The organism is Pseudomonas sp. 20-5 (assembly GCF_056782835.1).
Genome location: NZ_CM165584.1, coordinates 363,121 through 377,960 on the forward strand (window position 1 = coordinate 363,121; position 14,840 = coordinate 377,960).

Sequence of the window (14,840 nt, forward strand, 5' to 3'; positions counted from 1 at the left end):
CCTCGAGGAGGGCGCGGTTCGACTCTAGCAATCCGGTTTCGCCGGGGAGAACCCTGTAGACGGTCAAAAAGGGATCGAAATGGCCAAGCTGGCTGGCCGGCCAGCGCTGGCGCGAGCTGGCCGCCAGCGCCGCGTCGATCATTTCTTAAGCTTGGTCCAGACCTTGCTGCGCAACGCCAGGGCTTTCGGCGAGCAGAGCTTGAACGGCTTCAGGCGGTCGAGCTTGTCCTGCGGGGTGTTGATCGCCGGGTCGTCGAACAGTGCTTTCTCCATGAATTTCTCCGAGCCGACGATGGCGTTGTTGTACTTGGCGAAGTTGGAGGCGGCGGCGATGTTCTCCGGGCGCATCATCCAGTCGATGAAGACGTGGGCTTCCTTGACGTTGCTGGCGTCGCGCGGAATCGCGAAGTTGTCGATGAACAGCCGGATGCCTTCCTTCGGATAGACGTATTCGAGGCTGGCGCGTTGGGCGTGGGCGCGGTGGAAGGCGCCGTTCCACTGCTGGTGCATGGCGACCTCGCCGGCGGCCATGCGCTCGATGGTGCCGTCGCTGTTGTACATGGCCAGCGCCGGCTTTTGCCTGAGCAGCAGGTCGAGGACCTTCTGCGCTTCCCTGGCGTCCTCGGTGCATTCGTCGATGCCGAGGTAGTAGGTGGCGGGAATGAACAGTTCCTCGATGGAGTTCAGAGCCACCACCTTGCCTTTCAGCTCGGCTGGTGGTTCGAAGAACGGCTTCCAGCTTTCTTCCAGCCTGCCGCCCGGCACCTTCGCCGTATCGTAGCTGTAGCCGGTGGTGCCCCAGAGATAGGGAATGCTGTAGTCGTGGCCGGGATCGAAGCCAAGGGTCCGGAAGTTTTCCTTCAGATTGCCCAGGCTCGGCAACTGGCTCTTGTCGAGCTTTTGCAGCAGCCCCTCCTTGACGAATATTTCTATGAAACTGTCCGACGGCACCACCACGTCGTAGGCGCCGCCACCGGCCTTGAGCTTGGCCAGCAGCGTCTCGTTGCTGTCGTAGGCGTCGAGGGTGGCTTTGATCCCGGTGTCCTTCTCGAACTTCTTCAGCAATTCCGGCGGGTAGTAGTCCGACCAGTTGGCGAAGTGCAGGGTGCCTTCGGCGCGAGCCTGGCCGCCCAGGGCTAGACCGGCGGCGAAGAGCAGGGTGAGCGGTGTGCGGTAGGTCATGATGGACTCCTGGCGATCTTCTGTTTTTTCTTCGTGGAGGCAGGTTCTCAGCGGCGGCGTTGGCCGAGGTAGTACGACAGGGCGACGAAGGCGATGGAAATCATGAGGATGATCGAGGAAATCGCATTGATCTTCGGGGATATGCCCATGCGAATGGAACTGAAGATGTACACCGGCAGGGTGGTTGCGCCGGCGCCGGCGACGAAATAGGTGATGACGAAATCGTCCATCGAGATGATGAACGCGAGCATCGCCCCGGACAGCACGCCGGGCATCAGCAGCGGCAGGGTGATTTTCCAGAAGGCCTTCCACGGCGAGGCGTAGAGGTCGGCGGCGGCCTCCGCCAGGCGCGGGTCCAGGCCCTCCAGGCGGGCGCGGATCGGCAGGTAGGCGAAGGGGATGCAGAACACGATGTGGGCGATGAGGATGGTGAACAACGACAGCTTCAGGCCGATGAAGGAGAAGAACATCAGGGTCGCCACCGCAGTGACGATCTCCGGCACCAGCAGCGGCAGGCCGAGAACGCCGTTCATCAGGGTCTGCCCGCGGAAGGCGCGACCGCGCATGCCCAGCGCGGCGAGGGTGGCCAGGACGGTCGAGGCCAGGGTGGCGAGGGTGGCGACGAGCAGCGAGTTCTTCGCCGCGCGGAGGATTTCCGGATCGTTGGCCACCACCACATACCATTTCAGGCTGAAGCTCTCCCAGAGCGTCGCCGACTGGCCGCTGTTGAAGCTGAGCACTACCAGCACCAGGATCGGGATGTAGAGGAAGGCGAAGAACAGCCAGGCGGCCTGGCGCACGCCGCTGAAGGTCCAGAGTGGATTGCGGCCGTTCATGGCTGGCCTCCGCCGGCGTTGGCCCGGAAGCGCAGGTTGTAGATCAGCATCGCCAGCAGGACGAAGGCCAGCAGGGCGAACGAAAGGGCGGCGCCGAACGGCCAGTTGTGCGCGGTACCGAATTGCAGCTGGATCAGGTTGCCGATCATCAGCGCCTTACCGCCGCCGAGCAATTCCGGAATGATGTAGCTGCCCAGGGCCGGGATGAATACCAGGATGCAGCCGGCGACTATCCCCGGCATCGCCAGCGGCACGATCACCCGGCGCAGCGCTTTCCAGCGGTTGGCGCCGAGGTCGAATGCCGCCTCCACCAGGCGCCAGTCCATCTTTTCCAGGCTGCTGTAGATCGGCAGCACCATGAACGGCAGGTAGGTATAAAGGAGGCCGATGATCACCGCGTTGTCGGTATAGAGCAGCCCCAGCCCGGTGTCGGTCAGGCCGATGCCTTGCAGGCCGGCGTCTACCAGCCCGCCGTTGCGCAGCAGCAGGATCCAGGCGTAGACCCGCACCAGCAGGTTGGTCCAGAACGGCACGGTGACCAGGAACAGCAGCAGGTTGCGCCGGCGTTCCGGCTGCAACGCCAGGTACAGCGCGGTGGGGAAGCCGAGCGCCAGGCAGCCGAGGGTGGTCAGCAGCGACAGCCAGAACGAGCGCTGGAAGATGCCCAGGTAGTCGGCGTTGAACACCAGGCTGTCGTCCAGGTCGCGTTCCCAGAGGAAATTGAGGTAGGCCTCCAGGCTGTGCTGGCCCCATTTCACTCCGCCGTAGTCGCCGGATTGCTGGATCGACACGGCGAACATGATGCCCAGCGGGATCACCAGGAACAGCACCAGCATCAGCATCGCCGGGCTGCTCAGCAGCAGGCGCCGACGCAGCTGCCGGCGTTCGGCCGACTGTTGCGCGGTAGGTCGGCCGGCGGTGCTCATTCGGCGAGCACCCGGATGGCGGCGGCGGGAATCCGCACCCGCACCTTCGCCCCCGGACTGTGCGGGCAGCGTGCGCCGTCGCGGTTCTGCTGGCGCACGCGGAAGCCCGGCTGTCCGGCCACGTTCAGGTGGTAGACGGTATCGGTGCCGACATAGACGATGTTTTCCAGCACGCCTTCCAACTGGCCGTCGGCGGCCAGTTCGGTGCGCTCCGGGCGGATCGCCAGGGTCACAGCGCCGCTGCCCGGGGTCGTCGCGGCCAGCCGCTGGCCGTCCGCCAGGCGCACGCCGTCGGCGTCGGCCTGGCCCTCGAGGAAGTTGGTTTCGCCGATGAAGTCGGCGACCGCCCGGTTCAGCGGCGCCTCGTAGATGTCGCTGGGCGTGCCGACCTGCAACACCTTGCCCTTGCTCATCACCGCGATGCGGTCGGACATGGTCAGCGCTTCCTCCTGGTCGTGGGTGACGAAGATGAAGGTGATCCCGGTCTCGTGCTGCAGGCGCTTCAGCTCGATCTGCATTTCCTTGCGCAGCTTCAGGTCCAGCGCCGACAGCGACTCGTCGAGCAGCAGCACCTTGGGCCGGCTGGCCAGCGCGCGGGCCAGGGCGATGCGTTGCTGCTGGCCACCGGACAACTGGTCGGCGCGGCGCTTGCCGACCTCCGGCAGCTTCACCAGGTCGAGCATGCGGCTCACGGTGGCGTCGATCTCGCTGCGCGGGCGGCCCTGCATCTCCAGGCCGAAGCCGATGTTGTCGGCGACGCTCATGTGCGGGAACAGCGCATAACTCTGGAACACCGTGTTGACCGGGCGGCGGAACGGCGGCAGGCCTTCCATGTGTTCGCCATAGAGGCGGATGCTGCCGGAACTGGGCTGTTCGAAGCCGGCGATGAGGCGGAGGAGGGTGGTCTTGCCGCAGCCGGAAGGGCCGAGGAGGGTGAAGAATTCGTTGGCGTGGATATCCAGGGACACATCGTCAAGGGCCTTCAGGCCTTGGCCGGGGGTACCGAATTCCATGCAGATCCGCTCGATGGCTATCGCGCTGGTCATGCTGAATTCCATGCAGTCAAGCAGTTGTTATTGTTGAGGTTTTGCGGTTTCTGGGGCCCGCTTCACCTGCTGCGGTTCGATAATGACCGGGGCGCCGCGGGCGCAGAACGATAGATGCGGCCAATAAGGGATCGAACAGGCCAATCTGGTGGCGCTGGAAGAAGACTGCGGATGCTCTCTTGTCGTCTCTTTCGGACAGGAAACTCGGACCTGTCCGAGTCGCCCGGGCGGCTGGCTGACTTTAAGCTTGGCTTCAGCCTGGAGCCGTAGCTTGCGTAGGAAAGGTCGGGCGCAGCCCGTTTCCATACAGCGTACAGGCTCTATGCTATGACTATCCACGCCCAAACTCCCGAGCCGTTTTCCATGTCCCGAGCTTTCACGCCTCGCCGTCTGCTGCTGGCCGTCCTGCTGGTCGCGCTGTCCGCGCTGGTCCTTCTCGGCCAGAGCTTCCGGGTCTTCGACCGGGCCTGGTTCGCCGTCCAGGAGTGGCGTCACGCCGATGCCTGGAAAGAGCGCTCGATATGGCTGCCGGACTACCGCGTGCGGATCGAGGCGCAGCCCATCGAGGGGTTGAACGACGACGTTTCCGCGCTGACCTTCGATCCCGACCGGCGCACCCTGTTCACCGTGACCAACCAGCCGGCGCAGATCATCGAGCTGTCCTTGCAGGGCAAGGTACTGCGGACCATCCCGCTGACCGGCTTCGGCGACGCCGAGGCCATCGAGTACATCAGCCGCGGCGTCTACGTGATCACCGACGAGCGCCAGCAACGCCTGGTCAAGGTGCGCCTGGAGGACGACACGCGCTTCATCGACGCTGCCGATGCCCAGCAGCTTTCGCTGGGTATCGGCCTCAACGGCAACAAGGGTTTCGAAGGGCTAGCTTACGACGCCGAGGGCAAGCGCCTGTTCGTCGCCAAGGAGCGTGACCCGGTGCGCATCTACGAGATCCACGGTTTCCCCCACACCCAGGCGGACAAACCGTTCGCCGTGCACGTGGTGGACGACCCCGGGCGCGACAAGCGCCTGTTCGTCCGCGACCTGTCCAGCCTGCAGTTCGACGAGGGCACCGGGCACCTGCTGGCGTTGTCCGACGAGTCGCGTCTGGTAGTCGAGCTGGACACCGACGGCGAGCCGGTCAGCACCCTGTCGCTGCTGCGCGGCATGCACGGCCTGAAGCGCAGCGTGCCGCAGGCCGAGGGCGTGGCGATGGACGACCGTGGCGTGCTCTACCTGGTCAGCGAGCCGAACCTGTTCTACGTGTTCAGCAAGGACGAGCCGGCGCAGCCCTGACGCGGCCTACGGGGACGGCAGGAGCGTCCCCTGGCCCGCTCAGAACTGCCAGTTCACCCCGAGCGAATAGCCCGCCTGGTTGCCTTCGCTGTGGGCGAAGCGGCTGTTGGCTTCGGCGAAGACCCCGAGCTGCTCGGTGATCGCCAGTTGCGCGCCAAGCTGGGCGCGGCCGAAATCCTTGTCCACGCCGCCCATGTCGGCGACCCGGACACGCCCGTCGCCGCGGCTGGTCAGGTCCATGTCGTCCAGGCGTCCGTCCGCCAGCTCGCGGACCCAGCGCAGGCTGGCGTAGGGTTGCAGGCGCATTCTCGCGCCCAGCGCCAGCTCGCCGCGCAGGCGCCAGCCGAGACTCGCCTCCAGCGAGTCGTAGTCCTGCTTCTCGTAGCCGAGTGCGGTACGCAGGGCCTCGTCCTCGCGGAAGTCGTCGATGCGGTAGTGCATGTAGTCGAGGCCGGCCAGCGGCCCGCTCCGCAGTTCGCCGAAGCTGAAGTCATAGCCGCCTTCCAGCCGGGCGCCCCAGGACCAGGCCGAGGTGTCGCCCGACAGACGCTGGTCGAGCAGCACCGGCCCGCCGGCGGCCTGGAGGTAGACCGAACGCTTGCTGTCGTAGCGGGTATGCCCGAGGTTCAGCTCGCCGGCCAGCCATTCCGGACCGCCGTCGTTGTACAGGCCGAACAGGCCGAGCTGCCAGGTGTCGCCCTCGATGCGCCCACCATGGTCCAGCTTGTCGCGGCTGCGCTGGAAGGCCAGGCTGCCGCCGAGGGTCAGGGCCTCGCTGTAGCGGTAGTCGCCGAGCAGATGCACGCCGGCGCGCCTGGACTCCGGATTGCCAGGCATGTCGAAACCGCTGTCCGGCGAGACCTCGCCCTCCGCGCCCACCTCGCCGTCGAAGCTGCCTACCGGCCGGTTGCTGCCGAGCAGGGTCAGCCAGCGGCGGTCGTGCAGGCGGGTCAGTGCCTGATGCTGGCGCTGCAACTGGTCTTCCATCTGCCGCGCCAGGGCGCCGCCGGAGGCGGTGGAGGCCAGCAGGTCGGCGTTGGTCAGCTCCAGCACCAGGCGCGTCAGCAGGCGGGAAAAGTCGCGCATGCGTTGCTCGATGCGCTCCTGGCCGAGGGCGTTGGTCAGTACTTCCTTGTTGTCCTCGGCCGGGTCGTGCCAGGTTGAGCCGCCGGGAATCGCCGGGTTGTCGGTCTGCTCGTAGCCGTCCAGGTCGCCCAGTTCCCAGTTGGTCGCCTCGATGAACAACACCGGGATGTCCATCCCGTTGAAGCTTTCGCCGTCGCTGCAGCAGCCGGTACCCGCCGGGTATTCGGCGTTCAGGCCGGGGTTGGTGAACAACGGGATGTCCAGCTCGCGGGCGATGCGCAGGATCTGTTCGCGGTAGGCGCCGAGGGCCGGGCTGGACACGCTGTTGGAGCCGGCATGGGCGTACATCTTGTCGCCGGTGACCAGGCTGTCGAGGTTGATCATTCCCAGCAGGTTGGCGCGCTGGCTGGCGTCGAGGGACTCGACGTAGGCACGCGAACCGCGCAGGCCTTCCTCCTCGGCGCCGAAACCGACCACCTCGAGGCCGTTCTCCAGGGCGATGCCGCCGAGGTTGCGGGCGATCTCGGTGAGCACCGCCGCGCCCGAGGCGTTATCGTCCAGGCCCTGCAGGGTCGGGCGACCGTAGTAGGTGTCGTAGTGCGCGCCGAGTACCAGGAACTTCCCGCTGCTACCGGGCGCCGAGGCGATGACGTTCTGCGAACTGCGGTTGCCGGCCCAGGTGAAGTCCTGGCGACTGGTCTGGTGGCCGAAGCCCAGGCGCGACTGCATCAGTTCGCTGGCGCCGGCGAAGCTGGCGGTGCCGCGATAGCGGCCCGGGTAGTCGGTGATCAGGCGCTCCAGGGTCTCCCCGGCGTATTCCCCGTATTGGTAGGCGTTGGCGCCCAACGACAGCGCGGCACATCCCAGGCCTACAGCGACAGCTAATGGTTTGAACACGGCACTTTCCTCTGTGTCGGTACGATGGTGCATCGAATGATGCTCGCGCCGCGGAAAGCAGGATGCGGACCGTTTCATGTCCCGGTGGCACGAAGTGACGCCTGGTCGACCTGCGGTGTCGCCAGGTTGTAAGAAGCGTCGCTCCTGGCGATGGGCGGGAAGCTTCGTGCTGGACGTAGTGTTACCGGCGATGGCCGGTATTGGGGCGTGACTTCCCGTTTCGGGGCTTGGTAACCGCGAGCGGTCGATTTACAGTGCTCGCCCTGCCGATCTCCTGGATACCCGTCGCATGAACATTTTCCGCGAAGCCCTGCTCAACCGTCGCCTGAAGAAGGCCCTGGCACGTCACGGTTGCCGCATGGCCAGCGGGGTCGAGACGCTGCGCGACGGCACGCAGGTGACGCTGGAGCCGAACGTGAAGCTGGGCAAGGCGAAGATCCATTCGCCGGCACTGGAGGTCGGCGCCTATACCGACGTGGTCAGCGGCTGCGAGTTCTTGGAGGTGGCCAGCATCGGCCGCTTCTGCTCGATCGCCACCGGGGTGGTGATCGGTCAGCCGCGCCGCTCGCATCCAATGCACTGGCTGAGCACCCACGCCTTCACCGCCAATCCGAAGCTGTTGCGCAAGCCGTTGCAGCCCGAGCGCGAAGCGACCCCGGCGCGGATCGGCCACGATGTATGGATCGGGCGCGACGCGCTGATCCTCGATGGGGTGGAGATCGGCACCGGCGCGGTGATCGGCGCGCAATCGCTGGTCAATCGCGACGTGCCGCCCTACGCGGTGGTGGCGGGCTCGCCGGCGCGGGTGCTCCGCTATCGCTTCGCGCCGGAGCTGATCGAGCGACTGCTGGCGAGTCGCTGGTGGGAGTTGCCGCTGGACGTGCTTGGCGAATTGCCGCTGGACGATCCGCAGGCCTGCGTCGAGGCGCTGGAGCGTCGGCCGCCGCAGGCGTGCCAGGAGGCGCAGCGCTTGCGCATCCGGCACAAGCCGTTCGCCATCGAATGGCTGTCCTGAGGCCCGCAGCCGCCGCCGGTGTCGACGGCGGCCAGGGCTGGGTCAGCTTTCGTCGCTGAGACCGGCTTCCGGCGCTGCGCGCTTCACCGACTGCACGCCGGCTTCGGCGTTGGCCTGGCTGGCATAGAGCTGGCTCTGGCCGACGACCTGGCCATTGGTGGCCTTGAGTACGAAGTGGAACTTGCCGTTGCTGGCCGGCTTGACCTCGAAGGCACCGTCGCGCTGGGAGTTCTTGCGCACCGACTCGATGCCGCCGAGCGCCGAGTCCTTGGCCTTGTACAGTTCGCTGGTGAGAATGATCTCGCCGTTGGCGGCATGCAGGTTGAAGTGGAACTGGCCGTCTTTCGCTTTCTTCAGATGGAATTTGGCTGCCATGTCTAGCTCCTTGTTCACAGGGTGAGGCGGATCGCAACGGACCAGCCGTCTGCTGAGACACAGCGTAGCCGCTTTTGTTGCAGTGTCGCCCCGCTCCGGTCATCGGCCTGGGGCGAGCGGGCTCAGGCCTTGAGGGTCTTGACGCCGTCGGCGGTGCCGAGCAGCAGCAAGTCGGCCGGGCGGGCGGCGAACAAGCCGTTGGTGACCACGCCGACGATGGCGTTGATCTTCTCTTCCAGTTCCACCGGGCTGTCGATGCGCAGGTTGTGCACGTCGAGGATGATATTGCCGTTGTCGGTCAGCACGCCTTCGCGGTAGACCGGATCGCCGCCGAGCTTCACCAGTTGGCGGGCGACGTGGCTGCGAGCCATCGGGATGACCTCCACCGGCAGCGGGAACTGGCCGAGGATGGGCACCAGCTTGCTGGCATCGGCGATGCAGATGAAGGTCTTGGCCACCGCGGCGACGATCTTCTCGCGGGTCAGCGCGGCACCGCCGCCCTTGATCAGCTCCAGGCGCTCGTTGCTTTCGTCGGCGCCGTCGACGTAGAACTCCAGCTCGCTGACCGTGTTCAGCTCGTAGACCGGGATGCCATGCTCCTTCAGGCGCTTGGCGGTGGCCTCCGAACTGGCTACTGCGCCGTCGAACTCGGCCTTGTGGCGGGCCAGGGCATCGATGAAGAAGTTGGCGGTGGAGCCTGTGCCGACGCCGACGATGCTCTTGCTGTCGAGGTGCGGAAGAATGTGGTCGACGGCGGCCTGTGCCACTGCCTGCTTGAGCTGATCCTGGTTCATCCCGGGTGCCTGTCTGGTTGCCTGGCCGGCCGTCCCGGCGGCGCAGGCGGAGGGTGCGCGCGGCCGGGGCGGCCCGGCGGGTTTCCGGCACGTCCTGTGCCGCTGCGATACGAAGGGACGAATTATAGCGGCCTGGCGTCCTCCGGTCTTGCCCCGGATGACCGGCAGTCGCGGTGTTTTCCTGCGGCGCGCCGGTAGTCCGCCCGGCGGGCCTGGAGTAGACTCCGGGCTTCCGTGAAGTCCGCCGAACCGCCTCCGATGCTCGAACAATACGTCAAGAAGATCCTCACCTCGCGCGTCTACGACGTCGCGGTGGAAACGCCCCTGCAACCCGCCCGCCAGTTGTCCGAACGCCTCGGCAACCAGGTCCTGCTCAAGCGCGAGGACCTGCAGCCGGTGTTTTCCTTCAAGATCCGCGGCGCCTACAACAAGGTCGCGCAGCTCACCGAGGAGGAGAAGGCCCGCGGGGTGATCGCCGCCTCGGCCGGCAATCACGCCCAGGGCCTGGCCCTGGCGGCCAAGCGGCAGGGGATCAGGGCGGTCATCGTGATGCCCAAGACCACCCCCGAGATCAAGGTCCAGGCGGTGCGCGCCCACGGCGCCAAGGCGGTGCTGCACGGCGACGCCTTCCCCGAGGCGCTGGCCCACGCGCTGAAGCTGGTCGACGAGAAGGGCTACACCTTCGTCCATCCCTACGACGATCCGGACACCATCGCCGGCCAGGGCACCGTGGCCATGGAGATCCTCCGCCAGCAGCCCGGCCGCCTCGATGCGATCTTCGTCCCGGTGGGCGGTGGCGGACTGGTCGCCGGCATCGCCGCCTACGTCAAGTACCTGCGTCCGGAGATCAAGGTGATCGGCGTCGAGCCGGACGAGTCGAACTGCCTGCAGGCGGCCATGGCCGCCGGCGAGCGGGTGGTGCTGGGCCAGGTCGGGCTGTTCGCCGACGGCGTGGCGGTGGCGCAGATCGGCCAGCACACCTTCGACATCTGCAAGGACCACGTCGACGAAGTGATCACCGTCAGCACCGACGAGATCTGTGCGGCGATCAAGGACATCTACGACGACACCCGCTCGATCACCGAGCCGGCCGGCGCGCTGGCGGTGGCCGGGATCAAGAAGTACGTCGAGCGCGAGCGCGCCGAGGGGCAGACCCTGGTGGCGATCGACTCCGGCGCCAACGTCAACTTCGATCGCCTGCGGCATGTCGCCGAACGCGCCGAACTGGGCGAGCGCCGCGAAGCGATCATCGCGGTGACCATTCCCGAGCGGCCGGGCAGCTTCAAGGCCTTCTGCGAGGCGGTCGGCAAGCGCCAGATCACCGAGTTCAACTATCGCTACCACAGCGGCAGCGAGGCGCACATCTTCGTCGGCGTGCAGACCCACCCGGAGAACGACCCGCGCGAGGCGCTGGTGGCCTATCTGCGCGAGAAGGGCTTCCCGGTCCTCGACCTGACCGACAACGAACTGGCCAAGCTGCACATCCGCCACATGGTCGGCGGCCATGCGGTGAAAGTCAGCGACGAGATGGTGTTCCGCTTCGAATTCCCCGAGCGGCCCGGCGCGCTGTTCAACTTCCTCACCAAGCTCGGCGGGCGCTGGAACATCTCGATGTTCCACTACCGCAACCATGGCGCGGCCGACGGCCGGGTGGTGGCCGGGTTGCAGGTGCCGGAAGACGAGCGCCACCTGATCCCGCAGACCCTGGAGGCGATCGGCTATCCGTACTGGGACGAGACCGCCAACCCGGCCTACCAGCTGTTCCTCGGCTGACCCGCGGCGGCTCGCCGACACGGGCTGCTAAGCTTCACGGGCAGGTGATCTCCTTCCTCGGGAACTGAGCCCGCCCCCGGCCCCTCAAACGGGCCGGGAACACGGACAAGGATGCGCTGATGGAACATTTTCTCCAGATCAAGATTCTCCACGGAGTCGCCACCGTGCTGCTGTTCGGCGGCCTGCTCGGCCTGGCGTTCTACGCCTGGCGCAGCTGGCGGACGGGCGACGCGGCGCGGGTCGCGCGCGGTTTCAAGCGGGTCCGCCTGATCGGCTGGCCGCTGCTGGGGCTCAGCCTGCTGGCCCTGCCGGTCAGCGGCTGGTGGCTGGTGCACCTGGCCGGCTGGCCGTTGGGCCAGAGCTGGCTGCTGTTCGGCGCCTGCCTCTATCTGCTCGGCTGCATCTTCTGGCTGGTCCTCGCCGGCCGCCTGGCGCGGGTCCAGCACCAGGCCGGCGCCGCCGAGACGGCGGGGGCCGCGCTGGGCGAGCAGACCCTGCGCGAGATCAAGGTGGGCCTGGTCATGGCCCTGCTCGGTGCGGCCAGCTTCATCGCGGTGGCGGTACTGATGGTCAGCAAGCCGCTCTGAAACGCCAACGAAATGGACTTCACCGGCTTTCGCCGGTTCTGTAGGAACGCATGCGTATTCTGCTGGTAGGCGCGGGAGGTTTCGTCGGGCGGCACCTGCTCCCGGCGCTGCTCGCCGCCGGACACGAACTGCTCCTCACCGCGCGCCGCCCGCCGGTCGATGCGCCTGCCGGCGTACGCTGGCTGGCGCTCGACCTGGAGCGGCTTGCGGAAAGGCCGGACAGCTTCGCCTGGCCCGCCGGGGTCGACCTGCTGATCAATGCCGCCGGCACCATGAGCCTCGACGAGGCGAGCATGGCTCGCGTCCAGGACAGCGGCGCGCGAACACTCTTCGACCTCGCTGCAGCCCATGGGGCGAAGGTCCTGCAGATTTCCGCGCTGGGCGCCGGTGCGCACCCGGACGTGGCCTTCCTCGCCAGCAAGGCGGCGGCCGACCGCCACCTGCTGGAACTGGGCATCCCGGCGCTGGTGCTGCGCCCGTCCCTGCTGCTGGGGCCGGGCGGCGCCAGCAGCGCCTGGCTGGAACGCCTGTCGCCGCTACCGCTGATTCCCTTGCTGGACAATCGCGCGCGCCTGCAACCGCTGCATGTCGAGGACCTGGTCGGCGCGGTGCTGGCCTTGCTGCGCTGCTGGCCGGAGCGGGCGCAGGTGATTCCGCTGGTGGGTCCGCAGGCGCTGACCCAGGGCGAGCTGCTGGACGAGCTGCGCCGCGCCCAGGGTTGGCCGCGCGGCCGCTATGCGGTGCCGCCCGCGGCGCTTCTCGATGCGTTGGGCGGGCTTGGCCGGCGTGCTGGCTGGCGGACACTGAGTCCATCGATGCTGAAGCTGGTGCGCCACGACAACCTGGCCGACCCGGCACTCCTCGATGCGGCCTGCGGCTATCGTTGCGCGCCGCTGGCCAGTCGCCTGCTCGGCTGGCCGCAGGCGGCACGCAGCCTGGCGGCGCTGATGCGGCCGCTGATGCTGGCGGCCCTGGTGCTGATCTGGCTGGGTACCCTGGTCGCCTGCCTGGGGCCGGGTTACGGTTGGGGCCTGCGGATCCTCGGCGAGGCCGGCATCCACGGCTGGCCGGCGAGCCTGGCGGTGATCGCCGGGGCCCTGCTCGACGGTGCGCTCGGCGTCGGCCTGCTGCTCCGCCGCTGGCGCCGGCGCGCGCTGCTGGCGCAGTTCTGGCTGATGCTTGGCTACAGCCTGGCGATCAGCCTGATCCTGCCGCACTACTGGTACGACCCCTACATGGCGGTCGGCAAGAACATCGTGCTGATGGTGGCCACGCTCTGGCTGCTGGGTGACGAACCTCGAGCCAGGGAGGCCCGTGGATGAACCTTTACCTGCTGCTGAAAACCCTGCATATCCTTTCCTCGACCATTCTCTTCGGCACCGGCCTGGGGTCGGCCTACTACGCCCTGCGCGCCTGGCGCAGCGGGCAGTTGCCGGTGATCGCGGTGACCTTCCGCCACCTGGTCGCCGCCGACTGGCTGTTCATCGCCACCACCGCGGTGTTCCAGCCGCTCAGCGGCCTGGCCATGGTGCATGTCGCCGGCTGGTCGCTGGCCCAGGGCTGGTTGCTGTGGAGCCTGGGCCTCTACGTGTTCGCCGGGCTCTGCTGGCTACCGGTGGTGTGGTTGCAGATCCGCGTACGCGACATGGCCGAGGCGGCCTTGCGCGAGGCGCGGCCCATCGAACCGCTGGCGTACCGCTACATGAACGCCTGGTTCATCCTCGGCTGGCCGGCCTTCATCGCCTTCATGGTCATCTTCTACCTGATGGTCAACAAGCCGGTCTGAGAGTCCCCTCGGCGCAACCAGAGCAACGCCAGGACCAGGAACGCCAGGGAGCCGCCCCAGTACAACCAGGCGAAGCCGCCGGGCCGCTCCAGCAGGAGGAAGGCCAGGGCCGGGCCCAGCGCGGCGCCGAGGTCCTGGACGATGGAATAGCGGGTCATGAAGCCGACCACGTCGCCGGCGCGGGCGACGTCGGCGGCGAGGGCGTCGGTCAGGGTGGTGAGGGCGGTGGCGACCAGCATCACCAGCAGGGCGATGGCCAGCCAGGCGAGAATGGGCAGCCTGCTGGAAAGCAGGCCGAAGCCCATTGCGCCGACCAGTAGCGCAGCCACGTAGAAGCGCCGACGCCCGCGCGGGCCATCCGACCAGGCACCGAAGCGCCCGGCCAGCCAGGGCTCCCAGGACCAGCGCAGGGCCTGGATGATCCCGGAGAGGCCGGCGGCGCTGAGCGCCAGGCCGAGCAGGCTGACCTCGGTGCCGAAGCTGCGGGCGATCAGCGCGCTCAGGGTGGCGGCGAGTACGCCCTGGATCAGGAGCGCGGTGGCGAAGCCGCTGAGGATCACCAGGCCGCGCGGCGGCGGGCGCCTGGCGACGCTGGTGGCTGCCGTTGCGGCGGAGGTCCGCGCATGTCCGGCGGGACTCTCCGGCAGGTCGAAACCCTTCGCCAGCAGCGGCAGGCCGAGCAGTGCCAGGAGCGCGAAGGACAGCGCCAGCGCCGGCAGGCCGAGGACCGGCACCAGCAGCCCGCCGAGCAGCATGCCGACCAGGCTGCCCAGGCGGTAGAGGCCGTTGTACAGGCCCATGGCGCGGCCGCGCTGGTGGTCGGCGGCGCAGTAGACCACCGCCGAGAGTCCGCCGATGCGGAAGAACGACCAGCCGATCCCCCACAGTCCGCGCAGCAGCCCCCAGGCCAGGAAACCGCTGGCCAGGCTGTAGCCGGCGGTGCTCAGCACGCCGATGACGACCGCCAGGAGCAGGCCGGTCTTCAGTGCCAGGTGCTTGTACAGGCGGCCGATCAGCGGATTGAAGGGCAGGCGGATCAGGCGGTTGATCGACAGCAGCACGCCGACCTGCCAGAGCGCCTCCAGGCCGACCTCGTGCCAGTAGATCGGCAAGGCGATATAAAGCATCGAATCGCCGGCCAGGCATAGCGCGGTGACCAGGGCGACGATCACGACCGGCCGCAGCGAGCCGGGAGCGGGGGCTGTGTGGGGCATCCTGGGGCCGCCGTGGCGCCGCCCGTCGGA

At 67.5% G+C, this 14,840-nt stretch carries 14 protein-coding genes; 6 read left to right on the top strand and 8 right to left on the bottom strand.

The annotated features are described in order from the left end of the window. Positions 1–138: 138 nt before the first annotated feature. The 4 genes from AC1RB9_RS01665 to AC1RB9_RS01680 are packed head-to-tail and all read right to left on the bottom strand — an operon-like array spanning position 139 to position 3,990. Entirely contained in the window at positions 139–1,182 is a 1,044-nt protein-coding gene (locus AC1RB9_RS01665; protein WP_003084365.1) for an ABC transporter substrate-binding protein, read from the bottom strand. 47 nt (positions 1,183–1,229) lie between these two features. Then, the gene (locus AC1RB9_RS01670) at positions 1,230–2,018 is read right to left on the bottom strand and encodes an ABC transporter permease (protein WP_003117870.1); all 789 of its coding nucleotides are present in this window, start codon (positions 2,016–2,018) and stop codon (positions 1,230–1,232) included. After that, on the bottom strand, positions 2,015–2,944 hold the full coding sequence (locus tag AC1RB9_RS01675) for an ABC transporter permease (protein ID WP_003112953.1): 930 nt from the start codon (positions 2,942–2,944) through the stop codon (positions 2,015–2,017). The genes AC1RB9_RS01670 and AC1RB9_RS01675 overlap by 4 nt, the downstream gene beginning before the upstream one ends. Further along, positions 2,941–3,990: an ABC transporter ATP-binding protein gene (locus AC1RB9_RS01680; protein WP_003112954.1), complete on the bottom strand. Its 1,050-nt coding sequence runs from the start codon at positions 3,988–3,990 to the stop codon at positions 2,941–2,943. The genes AC1RB9_RS01675 and AC1RB9_RS01680 overlap by 4 nt, the downstream gene beginning before the upstream one ends. A 327-nt stretch (positions 3,991–4,317) precedes the next feature. Between AC1RB9_RS01680 and AC1RB9_RS01685 the strand changes: the two genes are divergently transcribed. Further along, complete coding sequence (locus AC1RB9_RS01685; RefSeq protein WP_003118774.1) at positions 4,318–5,283, top strand: calcium-regulated protein CarP; 966 nt, start codon at positions 4,318–4,320, stop codon at positions 5,281–5,283. Positions 5,284–5,322: 39 nt separating this feature from the next. Here the strand turns inward: AC1RB9_RS01685 and AC1RB9_RS01690 are convergent, their stop codons facing one another. Continuing rightward, positions 5,323–7,266, bottom strand: a complete 1,944-nt coding sequence (locus tag AC1RB9_RS01690) for an autotransporter outer membrane beta-barrel domain-containing protein (protein WP_033873973.1) — start codon at positions 7,264–7,266, stop codon at positions 5,323–5,325. A 289-nt stretch (positions 7,267–7,555) separates the two neighbouring features. On the opposite strand from AC1RB9_RS01690, the gene AC1RB9_RS01695 reads away from it, so the two are divergent. Next, positions 7,556–8,281, top strand: coding sequence for a CatB-related O-acetyltransferase (locus AC1RB9_RS01695; RefSeq protein ID WP_003459220.1), 726 nt, complete (start codon positions 7,556–7,558; stop codon positions 8,279–8,281). 42 nt (positions 8,282–8,323) lie between these two features. Here AC1RB9_RS01695 and AC1RB9_RS01700 read toward each other — a convergent pair whose 3' ends face one another. Together AC1RB9_RS01700 and rpiA are read right to left on the bottom strand one after the other, a co-directional pair. Continuing rightward, positions 8,324–8,656, bottom strand: coding sequence for a YegP family protein (locus tag AC1RB9_RS01700; RefSeq protein WP_003117874.1), 333 nt, complete (start codon positions 8,654–8,656; stop codon positions 8,324–8,326). 122 nt (positions 8,657–8,778) lie between these two features. Then, positions 8,779–9,450, bottom strand: a complete 672-nt coding sequence (rpiA, locus tag AC1RB9_RS01705; protein WP_003084386.1) for a ribose-5-phosphate isomerase RpiA — start codon at positions 9,448–9,450, stop codon at positions 8,779–8,781. Positions 9,451–9,684: 234 nt separating this feature from the next. Here rpiA and ilvA point away from each other — a divergent pair, with 234 nt between their 5' ends. From ilvA to AC1RB9_RS01725, 4 genes are all read left to right on the top strand, one after another. Further along, positions 9,685–11,223 (top strand): threonine ammonia-lyase, biosynthetic, encoded by a 1,539-nt coding sequence (gene ilvA / locus AC1RB9_RS01710; protein ID WP_017001827.1) that lies wholly within the window; start codon positions 9,685–9,687, stop codon positions 11,221–11,223. A 119-nt stretch (positions 11,224–11,342) separates the two neighbouring features. Further along, complete coding sequence (locus AC1RB9_RS01715; RefSeq protein WP_003112958.1) at positions 11,343–11,810, top strand: DUF2269 domain-containing protein; 468 nt, start codon at positions 11,343–11,345, stop codon at positions 11,808–11,810. Between the two features lie 50 nt (positions 11,811–11,860). Beyond that, on the top strand, positions 11,861–13,132 hold the full coding sequence (locus tag AC1RB9_RS01720; protein WP_003142610.1) for an SDR family oxidoreductase: 1,272 nt from the start codon (positions 11,861–11,863) through the stop codon (positions 13,130–13,132). Then, the gene (locus AC1RB9_RS01725; protein WP_003158448.1) at positions 13,129–13,596 is read left to right on the top strand and encodes a DUF2269 family protein; all 468 of its coding nucleotides are present in this window, start codon (positions 13,129–13,131) and stop codon (positions 13,594–13,596) included. Before AC1RB9_RS01720 ends, AC1RB9_RS01725 begins: the two co-directional genes overlap by 4 nt. Here AC1RB9_RS01725 and AC1RB9_RS01730 read toward each other — a convergent pair. Continuing rightward, a complete protein-coding gene (locus tag AC1RB9_RS01730) occupies positions 13,569–14,810 on the bottom strand; it encodes an MFS transporter (RefSeq protein ID WP_003459221.1) in 1,242 nt (413 codons plus the stop codon). The genes AC1RB9_RS01725 and AC1RB9_RS01730 overlap by 28 nt on opposite strands. Between the last annotated feature and the right edge of the window lie 30 nt (positions 14,811–14,840).

What these genes read in the sequence shown, in the direction of transcription:
- AC1RB9_RS01675 (WP_003112953.1), bottom strand. Translation starts at nt 2,944, where the DNA reads ATGAGCACCGCCGGCCGACCTACCGCGCAACAGTCGGCCGAACGCCGG.
- AC1RB9_RS01680 (WP_003112954.1), bottom strand. Translation starts at nt 3,990, where the DNA reads ATGACCAGCGCGATAGCCATCGAGCGGATCTGCATGGAATTCGGTACC.
- AC1RB9_RS01725 (WP_003158448.1), top strand. Translation starts at nt 13,129, where the DNA reads ATGAACCTTTACCTGCTGCTGAAAACCCTGCATATCCTTTCCTCGACC.
- AC1RB9_RS01670 (WP_003117870.1), bottom strand. Translation starts at nt 2,018, where the DNA reads ATGAACGGCCGCAATCCACTCTGGACCTTCAGCGGCGTGCGCCAGGCC.
- AC1RB9_RS01685 (WP_003118774.1), top strand. Translation starts at nt 4,318, where the DNA reads ATGACTATCCACGCCCAAACTCCCGAGCCGTTTTCCATGTCCCGAGCT.
- AC1RB9_RS01695 (WP_003459220.1), top strand. Translation starts at nt 7,556, where the DNA reads ATGAACATTTTCCGCGAAGCCCTGCTCAACCGTCGCCTGAAGAAGGCC.
- AC1RB9_RS01700 (WP_003117874.1), bottom strand. Translation starts at nt 8,656, where the DNA reads ATGGCAGCCAAATTCCATCTGAAGAAAGCGAAAGACGGCCAGTTCCAC.
- AC1RB9_RS01715 (WP_003112958.1), top strand. Translation starts at nt 11,343, where the DNA reads ATGGAACATTTTCTCCAGATCAAGATTCTCCACGGAGTCGCCACCGTG.
- AC1RB9_RS01730 (WP_003459221.1), bottom strand. Translation starts at nt 14,810, where the DNA reads ATGCCCCACACAGCCCCCGCTCCCGGCTCGCTGCGGCCGGTCGTGATC.
- AC1RB9_RS01720 (WP_003142610.1), top strand. Translation starts at nt 11,861, where the DNA reads ATGCGTATTCTGCTGGTAGGCGCGGGAGGTTTCGTCGGGCGGCACCTG.
- rpiA (WP_003084386.1), bottom strand. Translation starts at nt 9,450, where the DNA reads ATGAACCAGGATCAGCTCAAGCAGGCAGTGGCACAGGCCGCCGTCGAC.
- AC1RB9_RS01665 (WP_003084365.1), bottom strand. Translation starts at nt 1,182, where the DNA reads ATGACCTACCGCACACCGCTCACCCTGCTCTTCGCCGCCGGTCTAGCC.